This window comes from Sphingobium chlorophenolicum (assembly GCF_000722875.1).
GTDB classification, from domain to species: domain Bacteria; phylum Pseudomonadota; class Alphaproteobacteria; order Sphingomonadales; family Sphingomonadaceae; genus Sphingobium; species Sphingobium chlorophenolicum.
On record NZ_JFHR01000014.1, the window covers coordinates 1 to 16,386 of the forward strand.

14 protein-coding genes are annotated in these 16,386 nt (G+C 64.9%); 4 read left to right on the forward strand and 10 right to left on the reverse strand.

Features of this window, described 5'->3' with window-relative positions; translation table 11 throughout:
- Nucleotides 1-160: transposase (locus tag BV95_RS23485; RefSeq protein WP_202901551.1), on the forward strand; the 160-nt coding region annotated here is incomplete at its 5' end.
- 200 nt (nucleotides 161-360) lie between these two features.
- Here the strand turns inward: BV95_RS23485 and BV95_RS07665 are convergent.
- Together BV95_RS07665 and rho are read right to left on the reverse strand one after the other, a co-directional pair.
- Complete coding sequence (locus BV95_RS07665) at nucleotides 361-1,080, reverse strand: YjbE family putative metal transport protein (RefSeq protein WP_037449614.1); 720 nt, start codon at nucleotides 1,078-1,080, stop codon at nucleotides 361-363.
- A 121-nt stretch (nucleotides 1,081-1,201) separates the two neighbouring features.
- Nucleotides 1,202-2,458, reverse strand: coding sequence for a transcription termination factor Rho (rho, locus tag BV95_RS07670; RefSeq protein ID WP_037449616.1), 1,257 nt, complete (start codon nucleotides 2,456-2,458; stop codon nucleotides 1,202-1,204).
- Between the two features lie 256 nt (nucleotides 2,459-2,714).
- Between rho and BV95_RS07675 the strand changes: the two genes are divergently transcribed.
- Entirely contained in the window at nucleotides 2,715-3,671 is a 957-nt protein-coding gene (locus tag BV95_RS07675) for a retroviral-like aspartic protease family protein (RefSeq protein ID WP_037449618.1), read from the forward strand.
- 116 nt (nucleotides 3,672-3,787) lie between these two features.
- On the opposite strand, the gene BV95_RS07680 is transcribed toward BV95_RS07675, so the two are convergent.
- The 6 genes from BV95_RS07680 to BV95_RS07705 form a co-directional block, all read right to left on the reverse strand.
- Nucleotides 3,788-5,860, reverse strand: coding sequence for a transglycosylase domain-containing protein (locus tag BV95_RS07680; RefSeq protein WP_037449620.1), 2,073 nt, complete (start codon nucleotides 5,858-5,860; stop codon nucleotides 3,788-3,790).
- Nucleotides 5,861-5,971: 111 nt separating this feature from the next.
- Nucleotides 5,972-6,376 (reverse strand): peptide-methionine (R)-S-oxide reductase MsrB, encoded by a 405-nt coding sequence (gene msrB, locus BV95_RS07685; protein ID WP_013848150.1) that lies wholly within the window; start codon nucleotides 6,374-6,376, stop codon nucleotides 5,972-5,974.
- A gap of 153 nt (nucleotides 6,377-6,529) precedes the next feature.
- The gene (holA, locus tag BV95_RS07690; RefSeq protein ID WP_037449622.1) at nucleotides 6,530-7,567 is read right to left on the reverse strand and encodes a DNA polymerase III subunit delta; all 1,038 of its coding nucleotides are present in this window, start codon (nucleotides 7,565-7,567) and stop codon (nucleotides 6,530-6,532) included.
- Nucleotides 7,564-8,058, reverse strand: coding sequence for an LPS assembly lipoprotein LptE (gene lptE / locus BV95_RS07695; RefSeq protein ID WP_037449624.1), 495 nt, complete (start codon nucleotides 8,056-8,058; stop codon nucleotides 7,564-7,566). Before lptE ends, holA begins: the two co-directional genes overlap by 4 nt.
- Before the next feature lie 76 nt (nucleotides 8,059-8,134).
- Nucleotides 8,135-10,651, reverse strand: coding sequence for a leucine--tRNA ligase (gene leuS / locus BV95_RS07700; RefSeq protein WP_037449626.1), 2,517 nt, complete (start codon nucleotides 10,649-10,651; stop codon nucleotides 8,135-8,137).
- Nucleotides 10,652-10,734: 83 nt separating this feature from the next.
- The gene (locus tag BV95_RS07705; protein ID WP_037449628.1) at nucleotides 10,735-11,184 is read right to left on the reverse strand and encodes a DUF3576 domain-containing protein; all 450 of its coding nucleotides are present in this window, start codon (nucleotides 11,182-11,184) and stop codon (nucleotides 10,735-10,737) included.
- A gap of 250 nt (nucleotides 11,185-11,434) precedes the next feature.
- Between BV95_RS07705 and BV95_RS07710 the strand changes: the two genes are divergently transcribed.
- Nucleotides 11,435-12,166, forward strand: a complete 732-nt coding sequence (locus BV95_RS07710; RefSeq protein ID WP_037449631.1) for a hypothetical protein — start codon at nucleotides 11,435-11,437, stop codon at nucleotides 12,164-12,166.
- Nucleotides 12,167-12,315: 149 nt separating this feature from the next.
- Here BV95_RS07710 and BV95_RS07715 read toward each other — a convergent pair whose 3' ends face one another.
- Nucleotides 12,316-12,882 carry a thiamine phosphate synthase gene (locus BV95_RS07715; protein WP_037449632.1) on the reverse strand — a complete coding sequence of 189 codons (567 nt, stop codon included), beginning with the start codon at nucleotides 12,880-12,882 and terminating at the stop codon, nucleotides 12,316-12,318.
- A 23-nt stretch (nucleotides 12,883-12,905) separates the two neighbouring features.
- Between BV95_RS07715 and BV95_RS07720 the strand changes: the two genes are divergently transcribed.
- Nucleotides 12,906-13,637 carry a YggS family pyridoxal phosphate-dependent enzyme gene (locus BV95_RS07720; RefSeq protein WP_037449633.1) on the forward strand — a complete coding sequence of 244 codons (732 nt, stop codon included), beginning with the start codon at nucleotides 12,906-12,908 and terminating at the stop codon, nucleotides 13,635-13,637.
- Here the strand turns inward: BV95_RS07720 and BV95_RS07725 are convergent.
- Complete coding sequence (locus tag BV95_RS07725; RefSeq protein ID WP_037449635.1) at nucleotides 13,615-16,359, reverse strand: TonB-dependent receptor; 2,745 nt, start codon at nucleotides 16,357-16,359, stop codon at nucleotides 13,615-13,617. The genes BV95_RS07720 and BV95_RS07725 overlap by 23 nt on opposite strands.
- Nucleotides 16,360-16,386 lie beyond the last annotated feature (27 nt).

Genomic DNA, 16,386 nt, shown 5'->3' on the forward strand with positions numbered 1-16,386 from the left:
GACGATCGTCCTGCGTATCTTCCCCAATGAAGACAGCTGTTTGCGCCTCATACGCTCGCTTGCTGTCGAGACCCACGAAAACTGGCTCGAAGCCAACCGCTATCTCAACATGAACGACCTTAAGGAGATGAAGAAAGCCGATCTACGTCAAGCCGCCTAGCCAGCATGCCCGCCGCTATTTGCAGAACTTGACGCACACAACCTGGCCGAGCGACGGATTCCGCTGCGCTGGTGGCTGGGGGACAAGGCTGCCGGTCTGGTCCGGCAGCCATGGCGTCCCGTCGGCCTGAAGGGCGCGGCGGAGGGCTGATCCTCGTTCGACCTGCCATGTTCCAGCCTTCGCGGGAACACAGGGGGTGCCTATACGAAGAGCGTCAATATGCCGACCTGATGATCCACGACGCCGTCATAGATCATCTTGATCGCGACATAGACGATCACGGCAAGGCCCAGATAGGCGATCCAGCGGAAGCGTTCGATATATTTGGCGATGAGGTTCGCGGCGATGCCCATCAGCGCGACCGACAGGATCAGGCCGATGATCAGGATGCCCGGATGGTCGCGGGCCGCGCCCGCGACCGCCAGCACATTGTCCAGGCTCATCGAAACGTCCGCGACCGCGACCGCCCAGGCCGCGCCAGCGCAGCTCTTCGCGGGGCGCAGGCCGGATATGTCGTCGTCGCTGGTGTCGGGCGTGTCCCCGCCCCGCTTCGGGTGCAATTCGCGCCACATCTTGAACGCGACCCACAGCAGCAGCAGTCCGCCCGCCAGGATCAGGCCGACGATCTGCATCAACTGCGTCACCACCAGCGCGAAGCCGATGCGCAGCACCAGCGCGGCGATGATGCCGATCAGGATCACCTTCTTGCGCTGTTCCGTCGGTAGCCCGGCCGCCAGAGCGCCGACGACGATGGCGTTGTCCCCGGCCAGCAGCACGTCGATCATCAGCACCTGTCCGAAGGCGGACAACGCGGCGGGCGAGCCGATATTGCTGAAATCATTGACGATATGCGCCCAGATGCTGGCGAGCGATCCCGGCCCCTGGGCAGCGGCGGCGGCGGTTGCGATGAGGTCGAGCATCACGGCCTGACATGTCCCCTGAAAATAACGGCCGCCAGACCGGAGTCCGACGGCCCTGAAAAATCGTCGCGCTTGAGGTGCGAAGCGGTCGCCCCTTTCAGGAGCAAAACCGCCCTGCCGCCTACTGGTTCATCGAGTCGAAGAAATCCTCGTTGGTCTTGGAATCCTTCATTTTGTCGAGCAGGAATTCCATCGCGTCGACCGTGCCCATCTGCATCAGGATGCGGCGCAGCACCCACATCTTGGACAGCTTGGCCTTGTCGACCAGCAATTCTTCCTTGCGGGTGCCGGACTTGCCGACGTCCAGCGCCGGGAAGATGCGCTTGTCCGCCACCTTGCGGTCCAGCACGATTTCCGAGTTGCCGGTGCCCTTGAACTCTTCGAAGATGACTTCGTCCATGCGGCTGCCGGTGTCGATCAGCGCGGTCGCGATGATGGAGAGCGAGCCGCCCTCCTCGATATTGCGGGCCGCGCCGAAGAAGCGCTTGGGACGCTGGAGCGCGTTGGCGTCGACGCCGCCGGTCAGCACCTTGCCCGAAGAGGGCACCACGGTGTTGTAGGCGCGGCCGAGGCGGGTGATCGAGTCGAGCAGGATCACCACGTCTTTCTTATGTTCCACGAGGCGCTTGGCCTTTTCGATCACCATTTCGGCGACCTGGACGTGGCGCTGCGCCGGTTCGTCGAAGGTGGAGGAAACGACCTCCCCCTTCACGCTGCGCTGCATGTCGGTGACTTCTTCCGGACGTTCGTCGATCAGCAGGACGATCAGGAAGACTTCGGGATGGTTGTCGGTGATCGCCTTGGCGATATTTTGCAGCAGCACGGTCTTACCCGTGCGCGGCGGCGCGACGATCAGGGCGCGCTGGCCCTTGCCCTGCGGCGACACGATGTCGATGACGCGGGCCGACTTGTCCTTGATCGTCGGGTCGGTCGCGTCGAGCGTCAGCTTCTGCGTCGGGTAGAGCGGCGTCAGATTGTCGAAATTGACGCGGTGACGGACCACGTCGGGATCGTCGAAATTGACGGAGATCAGCTTGGTCAGGGCGAAATAGCGCTCGCCATCCTTGGGCGCGCGGATTTCGCCCTCCACCGTGTCGCCGGTGCGCAGGCCGAATTTGCGGACCTGATTGGGCGAAACATAGATGTCGTCGGGACCGGCGAGGAAGTTCGCCTCCGGGCTGCGCAGGAAGCCGAAGCCGTCGGGCAGCACCTCTATCGTGCCCTCGCCCATGATCTGCTCGCCATTTTCGGCCTCGACCTTGAGGATCGCGAACATCAGATCCTGCTTGCGCAGGGTCGATGCGCCTTCGACGCCCAGTTCCTCCGCCATGGTCACCAGGTCGGCGGGCGCTTTTTTCTTGAGATCCTTAAGGTGCATTCGTGTTGAGTCCGATGGAATGAGAGACGAGGAGAAATAGGGGGAAGGCTGACCCGGCAATGACTCGGGAGAACCCGCGCCGGACGGGCGGGATGGAATGTCTGGCGTTTAGCGATCCGACCCCGCCAAAGTCAAGGTCGCTGAGCCATTAGGACCGACAGAAAATTGCCGATCTGCGCCCTGCCGCGAATGAAATGGGATGGGCGGAACACGCCCCCTCATGCTATACAGGGATAAAATATGGAGGTTATGGGAGATGGGACGCCTGCGCGCCGCTCTGGGCATCGCCGTTGCGATCGCCGGCCCCTCTTTCGCCGCGCAGAACGGCACGGCGCTGGACCCCGGCGATCCGCCCGCCGTCGTCCGCACAGTCCCCGACGCCGATTCCCGCATCACCATCCCGATCCGGATCGACGGCAAGGGGCCGTGGAACTTCATCGTCGACACCGGGTCGCAGCGGACCGTCATCGCCCGCGACCTGGCCGAACAACTGGCGCTGCCGGTGCGGGAGCGGGTGACGGTGATCAGCATGACCGGCCGGGCTGACGTGCATACGGTCGCGGTGCCGCGCCTGGGCTTCGGCAAGACGGTGGTGGACGATATCGAAGCGCCGGTGCTGGAGGGCGAGAATATCGGCGCGGCGGGGCTGCTGGGGCTGGACGGGCTGCATTCCAAGCGGCTGCTGCTGAATTTCCGCACCGGCCGGATGGAGATCGGCAACAGCAAGCAGGGTCTGCGCGATCCCAACGCCATCATCGTGGAGGCGCGGCGGCGCAAGGGCCAGTTGATCCTGCTCGATTCCGACGTGAACGGGTCGAAGGTTTCCATCATCCTGGATACCGGCACGACGATCAGCGTCGGCAATATGGCGCTGATGAACAAGTTGGCGCGCAAGAAGAAGGCGCCTGCCTTGAGCCTAGTGACGCTGACCAGCGTGACGGGCGAGGCGCTGACGGGCCAGTTGGGGCTGATCGACCGGGTGCGCATGGGGCAAGTGACGCTGAAGGACACGCCGGTGATGTTTGCCGACGCCCGGCCTTTCGCGGAACTGGACCTTCAGGACAAGCCCGCCTTGCTGCTGGGCATCGACGCGCTCAAGGTGTTCGACAGGGTGGCCATCGATTTCGGGCGGGGGAAGGTGGACTTCCTGCTGCCGGATACCGGGGCGCTGGAGCGGGCGCGCTATGCGGCGGCGCAGGGCGCGGGGGGTTAGGCGCGCTCCATACAAGCTGCTCGTCATGCTGAACTTGTTTCAGCATCCATTCCTCCCCAGGCACGGCGGCTTGTGGGGCGCGATGGATGCTGAAACAAGTTCAGCATGACAGGTTTCTAACGTTGCGCTGGTTGCTGCTGCCGGTTGCGGCCCAGCACATTGTCGATCCATTGCTGGTCAAGGCGCGGCGGCTGGGGGCGGTCGGCGGGGTTGGGGGCGGCCTGGTCGCTGTCGTCGGGCTGTGAATCATCCTCCGGCTGCTGCTGGCCTCGTTCGATGGGCAGGCCGTTTTCGTCGACCATCATGCCGCTGTCCGTTCCGCTGTCGGGCTGGCCGTAATAGGCTTCCTCGTCCGGTTCCAACTGCCATTCGGGCAGCGTCACCTGGGTTTCGAACTGTTCGACCGGGCGTTTGGCGACGGCGACCTTCATATAGTCGGCAAAGGCATGGGCGGGGGCGCGGCCGCCTTGCAGCACGCCCACGGCGCGGGCGTCGTCGCGGCCCATCCAGACGCCGGTGGTGATGCCGCTGGAAAAGCCCAGGAACCAGCCGTCCTTGTTGCTGCTGGTGGTGCCGGTCTTGCCCGCGACGGGGCGGCCGATCTGCGCCGCCCGGCCGGTGCCGGTGCTGACGGCGGTCTGCATCAGATCCGTCATCCCCGCCGCGACCCAGGGGGCGACCAGCACGCGGCTGGTGTCGTCCTGATGTTCGTAGAGCAGGCGGCCTTCGGCGGTCGTGACCTTGGTGATGCCATAGGGCGTCACCGCCACGCCCTTGCGCGCGATGGAGGCGAAGGCGCGGGTCATGTCGATCAGCCGCACGTCGGACGTGCCCAGCACCATCGATGGATGCGTGTTGATCGGCGTGGTGACGCCGAAGCGGCGGGCCATGTCCGCCACGGTGGGGAAGCCGACCTCGACTCCCAGCTTCGCCGCCACGGTGTTGACCGAATAGGCGAAGGCGGTGCGGATATCGATGTCGCCGGAAAAGCGGCCGTTGCTGTTGCGCGGCTTCCACCCGTTGATGTCGACCGGGCTGTCGGTGACGCCGGTGTCGGGGGTATAGCCTGCCTCCAGCGCCGCCATATAGACGAAGATCTTCCAGGAGGAGCCGGGCTGGCGCGTCGCGGTGGTGGCGCGGTTATAGTTGGAACTCACATAGTCGAGGCCGCCGACCATCGCCCGCACCGCGCCGTCGCGGTCGAGCGAGACCAGCGCGCCCTGGGTGCCGCCGGGCACGTTCGCCTGGATCGCGGCGGTCGCCGCCTTCTGCATGTTGAGGTCGATGGTGGTGTAGACCTCCAGCGGCTCGTTCGGCTCGTCGATCAGCGTGTCGAGTTGCGGCAGCGCCCAGTCGGTGAAGTAGCGGACGCTGTTCTGCGGCGGCTCCGGGGCCATCTTCACGTCCTGGAGATTGGCGGCGGCGCGTTCGGCCGCGCTGATCTTGCCGTTTTCCTGCATCAGGTCCAGCACAACCCCGGCGCGGCCGATGGCGGCTTCCGCGTCGGCGGTGGGGGAATAGCTGGAGGGGGCCTTCACAAGGCCCGCGACAATGGCGGCTTCGGGAAGGTTCAGGCCGGTCGCGGGATGGCCGAAAAATTTGCGGCTGGCGGCGTCGATGCCGTAAGCGCCGCCGCCGAAATAGACCTTGTTGAGGTAAAGTTCGAGGATCTGCCGCTTGGAGAATTTGCGCTCCAGCGCGAGGGCCAACACCATTTCCCGGACCTTGCGGCCCCAGCTATAGCTGTTGTTGAGGAAGATGTTGCGCGTCACCTGCTGGGTGATGGTGGACGCGCCCTGCCAACGGCGGCCGCTGCCGCGCCGCTCCATCGCCACCCAGGCGGCGCGGGCCATGCCGATGGGGTCGACGCCGGGGTGCAGATAGTAACGCTTGTCCTCGGTCGAGATCATCGCGTCGACCATGACGTTGGGAATCTGGTCATAGCTCATCCAGCGGCCAAAGCTGGGGCCGAGCGATACGATGACGCTGCCGTCCGCCGCATGGACGCGGATCATCTGGCCGTTGGGGGAGGATTTCAGCGATTCATAATCGGGCAGCGACTGATAGGCGATGACCACCGCCACGACGAGGGCGACCGCCGCGCTCAAAAAGCCGACGAGGCCGATTTTCACGCCCCTTATCAGCCATTTCCTAAGCCTGCTTCGCGGTTTGCTGCTCGATTTTGCCATGGTTCGCCCGGATATGCGCTAATCAGAAAGGCGGCCAGTGGAAAAGCCGTGCAGGCCGCATAAATCTGCAGGGATTTTCAAGAGAAGCGGCGGTTTACGGGCGATGAACGATCATTCGGCTTCGTCGCGGGATTTGAAATCCAGCGACGCGCTGTTCATGCAATAGCGCAGGCCGTTGACCCCCGGCCCGTCAGGGAAGACATGGCCCAGATGCCCGTCGCAGTTGGAACAGCGCACTTCGGTGCGGATCATGCCGTGGCTGGTGTCGCGGATTTCGTCGACCGCGTCGATGTCCACCGGCGCGGTGAAGCTGGGCCAGCCCGATCCGCTGTCATATTTTTCCTCGGCGTCGAACAGCTCCGCGCCGCAGCCCGCGCAATAATAGAGGCCGTCGGCCTTGTTGCTGTTATATTTGCCGGTGAACGCCCGTTCCGTGCCGCCCTCCCGCAGGACATGATATTGTTCGGGGGAAAGGCGCTCGCGCCATTCGGCGTCGGTCAGGTTGAGCTTGTCCATGCGCGGCAATATGGCGATGGGCGGGCGCGCGATCAAGCGGTTAGGATAGGGAAGTCGTGTTCCTGCGAAGGCAGGAACCCAGTTCCGGCCTTGCCTGATCGGATGGAGCGTCGACCTGGGCTCCTGCCTTCGCAGGAGCACGTGGAATGAGAACTAACGCTCCCGCGCTGCCTGGCGGGCGATGGCGAGCAGTTCGTGGCGGACCATCAGGTCGCCAAGGCCCCTGCCCGACCGGCTGGCGCGTTCGGCCTGGGCCAGGCGCTGGATGACGCGGGCGATGCCGGTCGCGTCCCAGATGCGCACCTGACGGGTGACGACGCCCTTTTCCTTCCAGAAGACCGCCTTGCCCGCTGCCTCCACCGCGCCCTCCAGCCGGCCGCTGTCATCGAAATCGGCGCGGATATTGGCGAGCAGCATGGCGCGGGTCAGCAATGGGCGCAGCACCGCCGCCATGGCCGTGCCCGCCTCCGCCAGACGCCCCAGTTCGCGGTGCATGCCGCGCAGGTCGCCGCCCAGCACCGCGTTCACCAGCGGCGCGGCGTCGCTGTCGGGATTGTCGGCGGAGAGCGCGTCCAGCGCTTCCCCGGTCGCTTCGCGGGGCCGGTCGGGGGCGGCATCCAGATAGAGGATCAGCTTTTCCACCTCCCCCGCCATCAGCGTGCGGTCGCCATTGGTGAGGTCGGCGATGCGGCGGCCCAAGTCGGACGAGAGGCGCAAGCCCCCTTCCCGCGCGATGGCGACGGCGATCTGTTCCGCCTCCCGCGCGTCGGGCTGGTAGGAGGCGAAGGCCATGGTCTGCTTGTGGTCGAGGGCGAGCTTGAGCAGTTTCGACGTGGGCTTGAGCGCCCCGGCCACGGCGATGACGGGATTGCCCGCCGCCTCCGCCTCCAGCAGGGCGGTCAGCGCGGGGAGCGATTCCTCCCCCATGCCGTTGATGCGAATCCAGCGCTTGTCCCCGAACATGGAGAAGGACGCCGCCTCATCCGCCAGCCGGGCCGGATCGTCGCGCAGGGTCGGGCCGTCCAGGTCGATCCGCTCCGCATCCGGCCCCATGGCGCGTTCCAGCCGTTTGGCGAGGGTGGTGCTGCCCGCCTCGTCGGGACCGTAGAGCAGGAAGAAGCGGCAGTCGGCGGCCGATCCCTGGCCTGCTGCGTCGAGCGCCTTTTCGATCTGGCCGCGATTGGCCTTCAACGGCCCTTATCCCTGGTCGCAAAGCGGGCGAGCCGGGCGACGATCTGGTCGGCGATGGTCTGCGACAGGCGTTCCAGCGCCGTGTCCTCCGCCGCAATGGTCGCATATTCGCTGGAGACCACGTCGATGCCGACGTCCGATCCGGCGGTGTCGTCCAATATCTGCGCGCCGGTGGCTTCGTCGATCAACTGGTAACGGGCGCGCAGGGTCCGCCGCTCGCGGGTGATGGCGGCGTCGGAACGCAGGCCGAAGCCGCTGATATTGTCGTCCAGCTTGACCACCAGCCTGTAGCCGGGGCCAGTGCCGCGCATCGCCGCCAGCCGGTCGTTCAGCGCGTTGCGCACCAGCCAGCCGCCCTTGCCCTCGATCGGCTGCACCGCGACATTGCCCAGCGCCTGCGCGACCGCGCCCTGGCTGCCCCCGCTGTAGACGGGGCGGAGGCCGCAGGCGGAGAGGGACAGGGCGACAAAGAGCAATGGCCAGAACTTCATAAGACCTACCCTTAACCGTTCGCCCTGAGCTTGTCGAAGGGCTGTTCTTCTTCAACGAGAAGAAAGACGGAAGTTGTTAGATTACCAGATTCACCAGACGATCCGGCACCACGATCACCTTTTTCGGCGTAGCGCCGTCCAGCGTCCGTACGACATTGGGCGCGGCGAGGGCGAGGCGTTCCAGTTCATCCTTCGCCGTGCCCTTGGGGACGGTGATGGTGTCGCGCAGCTTGCCCATCACCTGGCAGGCGATGGTGACCTCATCCTCGACCAGCAATGCGGGATCGACGGCGGGCCAGGCGGCCTCCGCGATCAGACCCTGCTCGCCCATGTCGGCCCATGCCTCCTCGGCGAGATGCGGGGTCATCGGCGCGACCAGCAGCGCCAACGCCCGGATCGCCGCGCTGCGGCTGGCGGAAGGCTTGGCCTTTTCGACCGCGTTGGTGAGTTCGTAGATTTTCGCCACCGCCTTGTTGAAGGACAGGGCCTCGATATCCTTCGCCACGCCGTCGATGGTCTGGTGCAGCTTGCGGTCGAGAGTCTTGTCCTGGCCCTCTGCGGCCCTGTCGGCTTCCCCGAACAGGCGCCACAGGCGGTTGATGAAGCGCCACGACCCCTCGATGCCTGCTTCGGTCCAGGGCAGGTCGCGTTCCGGCGGGCTGTCGGACAGCATGAACCAGCGCACCGCGTCCGCGCCATATTGGGCGATGATGTCGTCGGGATCGACGACATTCTTCTTCGACTTGGACATTTTCTCGACACGGCCGAGCGTGACCGGCGCGCCGGTTCCGACCATGACGATCCTGTCCCCCTGCCGCTCCACATCCTGCGGGGCGAGCCAGACGCCTTCGGGCGACTTGTAGGTTTCGTGCGTCACCATGCCCTGTGTGAAGAGGCCGGTGAACGGCTCGGTAAAGCCGATCTGCCCCATATGCTGGAGCGCGCGGGTCCAGAAACGGGCGTAGAGCAGGTGCAGGATCGCATGTTCGACGCCGCCGATATATTGGCCGACCGGCAGCCATTTTTCGACGGTTTCGCGGTCGAACGGCTTGTCCTTGGGCTGGCTGGCGAAGCGGATGAAATACCAGCTTGAATCGGCGAACGTGTCCAGCGTGTCGGTTTCGCGCCGGGCGGGCTTGCCGCATGTGGGGCAGTCGACATGCTTCCAGGTCGGATGCCGGTCCAGCGGGTTGCCGGGAATGTCGAAGCTGACGTCTTCGGGCAGCACGACGGGCAACTGGTCCTTCGGCACGCCCACGGGGCCGCAATCCTCGCAATGGATGACCGGGATCGGCGTACCCCAATAGCGCTGGCGCGATACGCCCCAGTCGCGCAGGCGGAACACGGTGGTGCCGGTGCCCCAGCCCTCGCTCTCAGCGCGGCGGATGACCTCCGCCTTGGCCTCTTCCACGCCGAGGCCGTTGAGGAAGTCGGAGTTCACCAGCTTGCCGGGGCCGGTATAGGCTTCATCACCGATGCCCTTGGCTTCGTCACCCTCTGCGGCGACGACGCGCTCGACCGGCAGCATATATTTGCGGGCGAAGTCGAGGTCGCGCTGGTCATGGCCCGGAACCGCCATGACCGCGCCGGTACCGTAATCCATCAGCACGAAATTGGCGACGAACAGCGGCAGCTTGCGTCCCGTGAAGGGGTGGATCACCGACAGGCCGGTGTCATAGCCCTTCTTTTCCTGCGTCTCGATCTCCGCCGCGGCGGTGCCGGACTGGCGGCATTCGTCGGCGAAGGCGTGCAGCGCGGCGTCCTTTTCCGCCAGCGCCAGCGCGATCGGGTGGTCGGCGGCGATGGCTGCGAAGCTGGCGCCGAAGATGGTGTCGGGGCGGGTGGAGAAGACCTCCAACTCGCCGATCTCGCCTACCGGCGCGTCCAGCTTGAAGCGGAATTGCAGGCCGACCGACTTGCCGATCCAGTTTTCCTGCATCAGCCGGACCTTTTCAGGCCACTGATCGAGCGTTTTCAGGCCCGCCAGCAGATCGTCGGCAAATTGCGTTATCTTCAGGAACCACTGGGAAAGCTTGCGCTTTTCGACCGGCGCGCCGGAGCGCCAGCCCTTGCCGTCGATCACCTGCTCATTGGCCAGCACGGTCATGTCGACCGGGTCCCAATTGACCGCCGATTCCTTGCGATAGACCAGACCCGCTTCCAGCATGTCGAGGAACAGCGCCTGTTCATGGCCGTAATAGTCGGGGTGGCAGGTCGCCACTTCCCGGCTCCAGTCCAGCGCGAAGCCCAGTTTCTTGAGCTGCGCCTTCATGTTGGCGATATTCTCGTAAGTCCATTTGCCGGGATGGACATTCTTTTCCATCGCGGCATTTTCGGCGGGCATGCCGAAGGCGTCCCAGCCCATCGGGTGCAGCACTTCATGGCCGGTCATGCGGCGGAAACGCGCAAGCACGTCGCCCATCGAGTAATTGCGCACATGGCCGATATGGATGCGCCCGGACGGATAGGGGAACATCTCCAGCACATAGCTGCGCGGCTTTTCGCTGCTGTCTGACGCCTTGAACGTCTGCTTCTCGTCCCAGGCGGCCTGCCAGCGGGCATCGGCCTCAAGCGGATTGAAGCGCCTTTGCATGAAATTCGGTCCTCAAAAATGCATTCGGGCTGAGCTTTGTCCAAGCCCAGCCCCGTGGTTCAAAAACAAGTGACGGATAGAGCTTAACCGGCGATGGCCATGCGGCGGAGGTCGCGGGCCTTGGTCAGGATGATCTCTTCCAGCTTCTGCACGGTCGCCGCCTGCACCGGGGCGTCGACCCACTGGCCGCCCTGGCTGACCTGACGGCTGGCGGCGACGCGCAGGGCGTCGGCGCGCAGATCCTGGTCGAGGATCGAGACGGTCAGCTTCATCCGCTCATTGGGGCTGTTCGGATTGGCGTACCAGTCGGTGACGATCACGCCGCCGTTCGAATCCGTCTGCACCATCGGCATGAAGGACAGGGTGTCGAGCGTGGCGCGCCACAGATAGGCGTTGACGCCGATGGTCGTCACCTTCGACGCGGCCAGATCGGCCTTGGGACGGTCCTTGGCCCCGCCCCCGCAAGCGGCGAGCGGCAGAACAGCAGCCAGCAGCAGACCGGCGGAAAGGGTTTTCGGAAGGCGGCGGACCATCAATCTATGTCCCATCAAACGAGAAAAACGCCTCGCTTCTATAGAGAAGCCGCGCCAATCGGCAAGAGGGAGTCGGGTGGAGCCGGGCACGCGCCGCGGGAGGCCTGTCACGCTTCACCGCCGCAACCGGCGAGTCCTGTGTATTCCGTGCAACAGCCCGGACAAAATCATGGCGGCGCTCTACCAATTTCAGAGTCTTGCGTGTAGAAGAAGGGCAAGAAAACTCGTCGGTGGGGAAGAGATTCGGAACATGCGCCTGAAAAGGGGACATATAGCATTGGCAGGCTCGGCGATTGCCATGGCCGGCTTCATGCTGTCTCCCGCAATCGGCGCGGCGACCGATCTTGTCCGGATGCGCGCCGAAACCCCGGTATCGCTGGGCGCATTGGGCAGCATTTCCTCCTTCACCCCGGCGACCAAGGACCAGCGCCTGGCTGCCGCCTATGCGAAGATCGCGGCGTCCGCGAGTCGGCAGAATTTCCGCTTCACCCCCACCAGCGGTTCGCTGAGCGGCCAGCGGTCGGTCACGGTCATGGTGCGCGCCGCCGACCTCAACGACCGGGTGGCCGTCAGCCGGACGCTCGATCCGGTGAATATCGCGCCTGTCGCCTTTAGCCTGAACAACGCGCATAACTGGCGCAAGTTCGCCCTGCCCGATGCGGTGGGCCGCAAGGAACTGGACCCGGTGGCGGTCGAGCCTGTTGCCGGCGCCCGGAATTTCTCGCTGGATCAGGGCCGCAAGGACCGTTTCAGCACGAAGGTGCTGATCGAAAGCCGCCGCGAACCGGCTGCGTCGATCCGCAATCCCAGCGCGGACAGGGATTATTCGCTTGATCTGGCGAGCAGCTATTCGCTGACGCGCAACCTGAACGTCACGGCGGGCGTGCGCTATAATAACAGCTTCGCCGGGCGGCTGACGCCGATGACCGACGACCGGCAGGACGCGCAGGCCGTTTATCTGGGCACTATCTTCAAATTCTAAAGGCGGCGGTTTTGAAGACGCGGCTGCATGCTGACCCAGGTGGTTTGCGTGGGGTTGGCTTTGTGGGTTGCTGGCCATTAGAGGACATTAAATCCTCCCCATCGGGAGATGGGGAGGAATAGGATAGGTCCGTTTTCCACCCAAAACCGTCACTGTGGCGCCTGAACCGACAGGCCGTCGATTGCTGCCCAGCCGGATGCGCCTATTCCCTTCAGCATCGGCCGATGTGCCGGGCGAACGCCGCCCAGGGCGATGACCGGCATATCGGCCAGACGCGCCAGGGCTGCGAATCGCGTTCGCCCCAGCGCCGGCGCACCGGGATGCGAACGCGTCGGGAATAGTGGTGAGAGGAAGACCAGATCGGCGCCGCATCGCGATGCGATGACCATTTCACGTTCATTATGCGCTGGCATGCTGTGGAATAGCGTCTTTCCTTTCCGCCGACGGTCGCGGCCGTGCCAGCCGTCGGCGCGCCAGGCCTGCGCCTGTGCCGCCGTTCCGCCCAGCATCAGCGCCAGCCGCCTTTTTCGGGCGATGCACGCGACCCGATCGAACAGGGTCCGGCGTTCCTTTGCCGCTGTGCGATAGTGTCGGAATATGATGCCCGCTTTCCCCTTCGGCAGTTTCGCGAGGGCGGCCAGCAGGTCGGCTTCCCCAACACGCTCGTCGGTCATCAGCCAGATCATCGGCAGTTTTTTGCGGTGGCGGCGTTGCATGACCCTCGCCTATAGCAGCGCTCATGACGACCGACAGCATCGAAGCCGCAGACCGGCTTGCCCAAGTGCGCGACGCCATGGGGCGCGCCGCGCGCCTTAGCGCGCGCACCGCCGACGACATCCGCCTGATCGCCGTGTCCAAGACTCAAGGTGCGGACGCCATCCGCCCGCTGATCGAGGCTGGCCAGCGGGTCTTCGGCGAAAATCGGGTGCAAGAAGCGGAAGGCAAATGGCCCAGCCTGCGGGAGGAATTTCCCGATCTGGCCCTACATCTGGTGGGGCAGCTCCAGTCGAACAAGGCGGGTGATGCGGTCGCGCTGTTCGATGTCATCCATTCGCTGGACCGGCCGTCGCTGCTGACCGCGCTCGCCAAGGCTATGGACGCGGCGGGCAAGCGCGTGCCCTGCTATATTCAGGTCAATATCGGCGCGGAGGAGCAGAAAGGCGGCTGCGCCATCGCCGACACCCCCGCGCTGATCAGGGCGGCGCAGGCCGCCGATATTCCGCTGCTGGGCCTGATGTGCGTGCCGCCTGCCAATGTCGAGCCTGCACCCTTCTTCGCGTTGCTCGCCAAAATGGCGCGGGAGGAGGGGCTGGAGCGGCTCTCCATGGGCATGTCGGGCGATTTCGAGACGGCGATCATGCTGGGCGCCACCGACATTCGCGTCGGCACGGCTTTGTTCGGGGAGCGCCCTGCCGCCCGCCCGACACCGGGGAGCGGCAGGGGCATGATCAGAAACTCCCGCGCAGGGTGATGCCGTAGGTGCGCGGTTCGCCCAGATAGGCGGAGATCAACTGGTTCGCCATGGGCGCTGTCGGAAATTGTCCCACAGTGGATGTCGCAGGGCTGCTCGACTGGAGCGGGCTGCTGAAGGCGACCTGGGTATAATCCTGGTTGAAGATGTTCTGGCCCCAGAATTCCACCGCCCAGCGCTGCTGCGGCCCACGGATGCCGATGCGGGCGTTGAACAGGGCATAGCCGTCCTGCCGCTTTTCCGGGAACAGGTCTGAACCGGTGTTGAAGTCGCTGCTCATGCGCCCGTCGACATAGAAGAGCGCGGTCAGGCCGCCGCTGCCCAATGGCGGGGTCCAGGAGGCGCTGACCGTGGTCACCGCTTCCGGGGCCTGGGAGTTGATCGATCCCGGCAGCAGGAACAGCGCCGGGTCGAGCGGCACCGCGCCGTTGCCGCTGCCGACCAGCCGGTTGGCGAACTTCGCGCGGGCATAGGTGAAGCCGCCGGCGAAGCGGACGTTGCGCACCGGCGTCGCCGACAGTTCCAGTTCCACGCCCTGGCTGATCAGGCCCGGCCCGACATCGTCGCTGGCGCAGGTCCGCGCCGTCGTCAGCGCGCTATCGCACCCGTTGATGTTCTGGACGACGAAGCTGGTGCCGTTGAAGGTGTTCAACTGGAAATTCTTGAACTCCTGGCGGAAGGCGGCGATGTTCACGCTCCATTTGGGCTGGTTGTATTTCAGGCCGATTTCGAAGGCGTCGACCTTCTCCGCCGCGAAGCGCAGGCTGGTCACGTCGGCATCGGTGCGCGGCGCGAAGACGGCGGGCACCTGATTGAGGCCGGTCGATCCCAACTGGAAACGGTCCAGATTATAGCCGCCCGCCTTATAGCCCTTCGAATAGCTGCCGTAGAGCAGCACATGGTCGACCGGTTTCCAGGACAGGACAGCGGTGCCGGAGAATTGGCCATCGCTGATCTTGTCGCGAAGGTTGAGCGCGTTGAGGCTGGTGGAACCGTTGCCCAGGCAACCCAGGGTCAATATGCCCCCGGCCAGCGCCGCGGCGGACGACCCCAGCGGCGCGCCCGGAATCTGGCCGGTGGCCAGTTCATAAAGGTCCGGCCCGGCGGGGCGGGCCTGCAACAGCGCGCATGTGCCGTTATCATTTTCGAAAGAGGAGGAGAAGCGCTTGCTTTCATGGGTGTAGCGCAGGCCCAGCGTCAGATCCAACCGGTTGGTCAGATGGACGATATTATGGGTGAACAGCGCCCAGTTCTCACTCTTCTGGAAATAGCGCGCATGATCGTCGCCGACATTGCCGATGCCGTAGAGCAGGTCGAGCGAACCGTTCAGCAGCGGCGCGAGCGGCCCGAAGGAACCGGTCGCCGCCGCCCGGCCCGTCGGCGTCAGGCAGCGCTGCTGCGCCGGGTCCATGAAGGCGATGAGCGGACTGGGGGTCGCCCCCGTGCCCAGCAGCAGGCGGCAGGTGGCGAAAGCCCCATAATCCGCGCCGAACCGGACATCATCCTCCAGCGTCAGCTTTTCATGGGCGTAATAGCCGCCCACCAGCCAGTCGAGCGCCTCGTTGAAGGCCGAACCCTGCGCCCGCAATTCCTGGGTGAAGGTCTTGAACTGGCGATAGGTGTTGGGATCGCGATAGAGCAGGTCGGCGCCGGTATAGTCGTAATCGCCGTAATCCTGGCTCTTATAGTCGCGATAGGCGGTGATGCTGGTCAGCTTGACCCCGTCCAGATCGTAATTGATTTCGCCCGAAACGCCCCAATCCTTGAGCTTGCTGACATAATTGCGGCCCGGCGTAATGGTGAGATTGCGGTCATAGGGGTCGGCGGCGAAGACGCTGCCCTGCCGGGACAGGATGGTCATGATGCGGTTGGCGGAGGCGGTCGAATAGGTTCCGCCCGCCCCCGGCAGGCGTTCGCGCGTCTCGATATAGGCGGCGCCGCAGCAGCTTTCGTCGCGGTTGGTATAATCGCCGATCAGGCGGATGGAGAGCGCGTCCGTGGGTTCCAGCAACGCCTGCCCGCGCACGAAATAGCGGTCGCGGTCATTGGTGTCCCCGACCTTCCGGCCGGTCGTGTCGACCAGATCGTAAAATCCGTCCCGCTTCGACCAGACGCCGTCCAGGCTGAGCGCCAGCTTGTCGGTGACAGGGCCGGTGACGCGGCCCGCCAGGCGCCAATAATCATAATTGCCGTAGGTGACTTCGGCTTTCCCGCCCAGGGTGAATTCCGGCGCCTTGCTGACAATGTTGATCAGGCCGGCGGAGGCGTTGCGGCCGAATAGCGTGCCCTGCGGCCCGCGCAGCACCTCCACCCGTTCGATCTCCCCCAGTTCGTTGAGGCCCGCGCCTGTGCGGGAACGGTAAACGCCATCGATGAACACCGCGACGGAGCTTTCCAGCCCCGGATTGTCGCCGACCGTGCCGATGCCGCGAACGCGCGCCGAGGCGTTGGCCTCGCTGCCCGTGGAGGACAGCAGCAGCGACGGCGCCAACTGGTTGAGGGAACGGATGTCGGTGGCGCCGCTATTCTGCATCGCCTGCGCCGTCACGGCGGACACGGCGATCGGCACGTCGGACAGCGGGCTGGCGCGCCGCGTGGCCGTGATAATGATGTTGACGCTTTCCTGATCGGCGGCGGTGGCGCTGTCCTGCGCCCATGCAACGGGAACATAGCTGCCCAATGCGATGGCACCGGCAGAAATCAGCCACAGGCTTTTATGCATGATGATGGTCCCTCTCCTCATCCGCGC

Coding starts and splice junctions, on each gene's coding strand:
- BV95_RS07665 (WP_037449614.1), bottom strand. CDS start 1,080: ATGCTCGACCTCATCGCAACCGCCGCCGCCGCTGCCCAGGGGCCGGGA.
- rho (WP_037449616.1), bottom strand. CDS start 2,458: ATGCACCTTAAGGATCTCAAGAAAAAAGCGCCCGCCGACCTGGTGACC.
- BV95_RS07675 (WP_037449618.1), top strand. CDS start 2,715: ATGGGACGCCTGCGCGCCGCTCTGGGCATCGCCGTTGCGATCGCCGGC.
- BV95_RS07680 (WP_037449620.1), bottom strand. CDS start 5,860: ATGGCAAAATCGAGCAGCAAACCGCGAAGCAGGCTTAGGAAATGGCTG.
- msrB (WP_013848150.1), bottom strand. CDS start 6,376: ATGGACAAGCTCAACCTGACCGACGCCGAATGGCGCGAGCGCCTTTCC.
- lptE (WP_037449624.1), bottom strand. CDS start 8,058: ATGAAGTTCTGGCCATTGCTCTTTGTCGCCCTGTCCCTCTCCGCCTGC.
- leuS (WP_037449626.1), bottom strand. CDS start 10,651: ATGCAAAGGCGCTTCAATCCGCTTGAGGCCGATGCCCGCTGGCAGGCC.
- BV95_RS07705 (WP_037449628.1), bottom strand. CDS start 11,184: ATGGTCCGCCGCCTTCCGAAAACCCTTTCCGCCGGTCTGCTGCTGGCT.
- BV95_RS07710 (WP_037449631.1), top strand. CDS start 11,435: ATGCGCCTGAAAAGGGGACATATAGCATTGGCAGGCTCGGCGATTGCC.
- BV95_RS07715 (WP_037449632.1), bottom strand. CDS start 12,882: ATGCAACGCCGCCACCGCAAAAAACTGCCGATGATCTGGCTGATGACC.
- BV95_RS07720 (WP_037449633.1), top strand. CDS start 12,906: ATGACGACCGACAGCATCGAAGCCGCAGACCGGCTTGCCCAAGTGCGC.
- BV95_RS07725 (WP_037449635.1), bottom strand. CDS start 16,359: ATGCATAAAAGCCTGTGGCTGATTTCTGCCGGTGCCATCGCATTGGGC.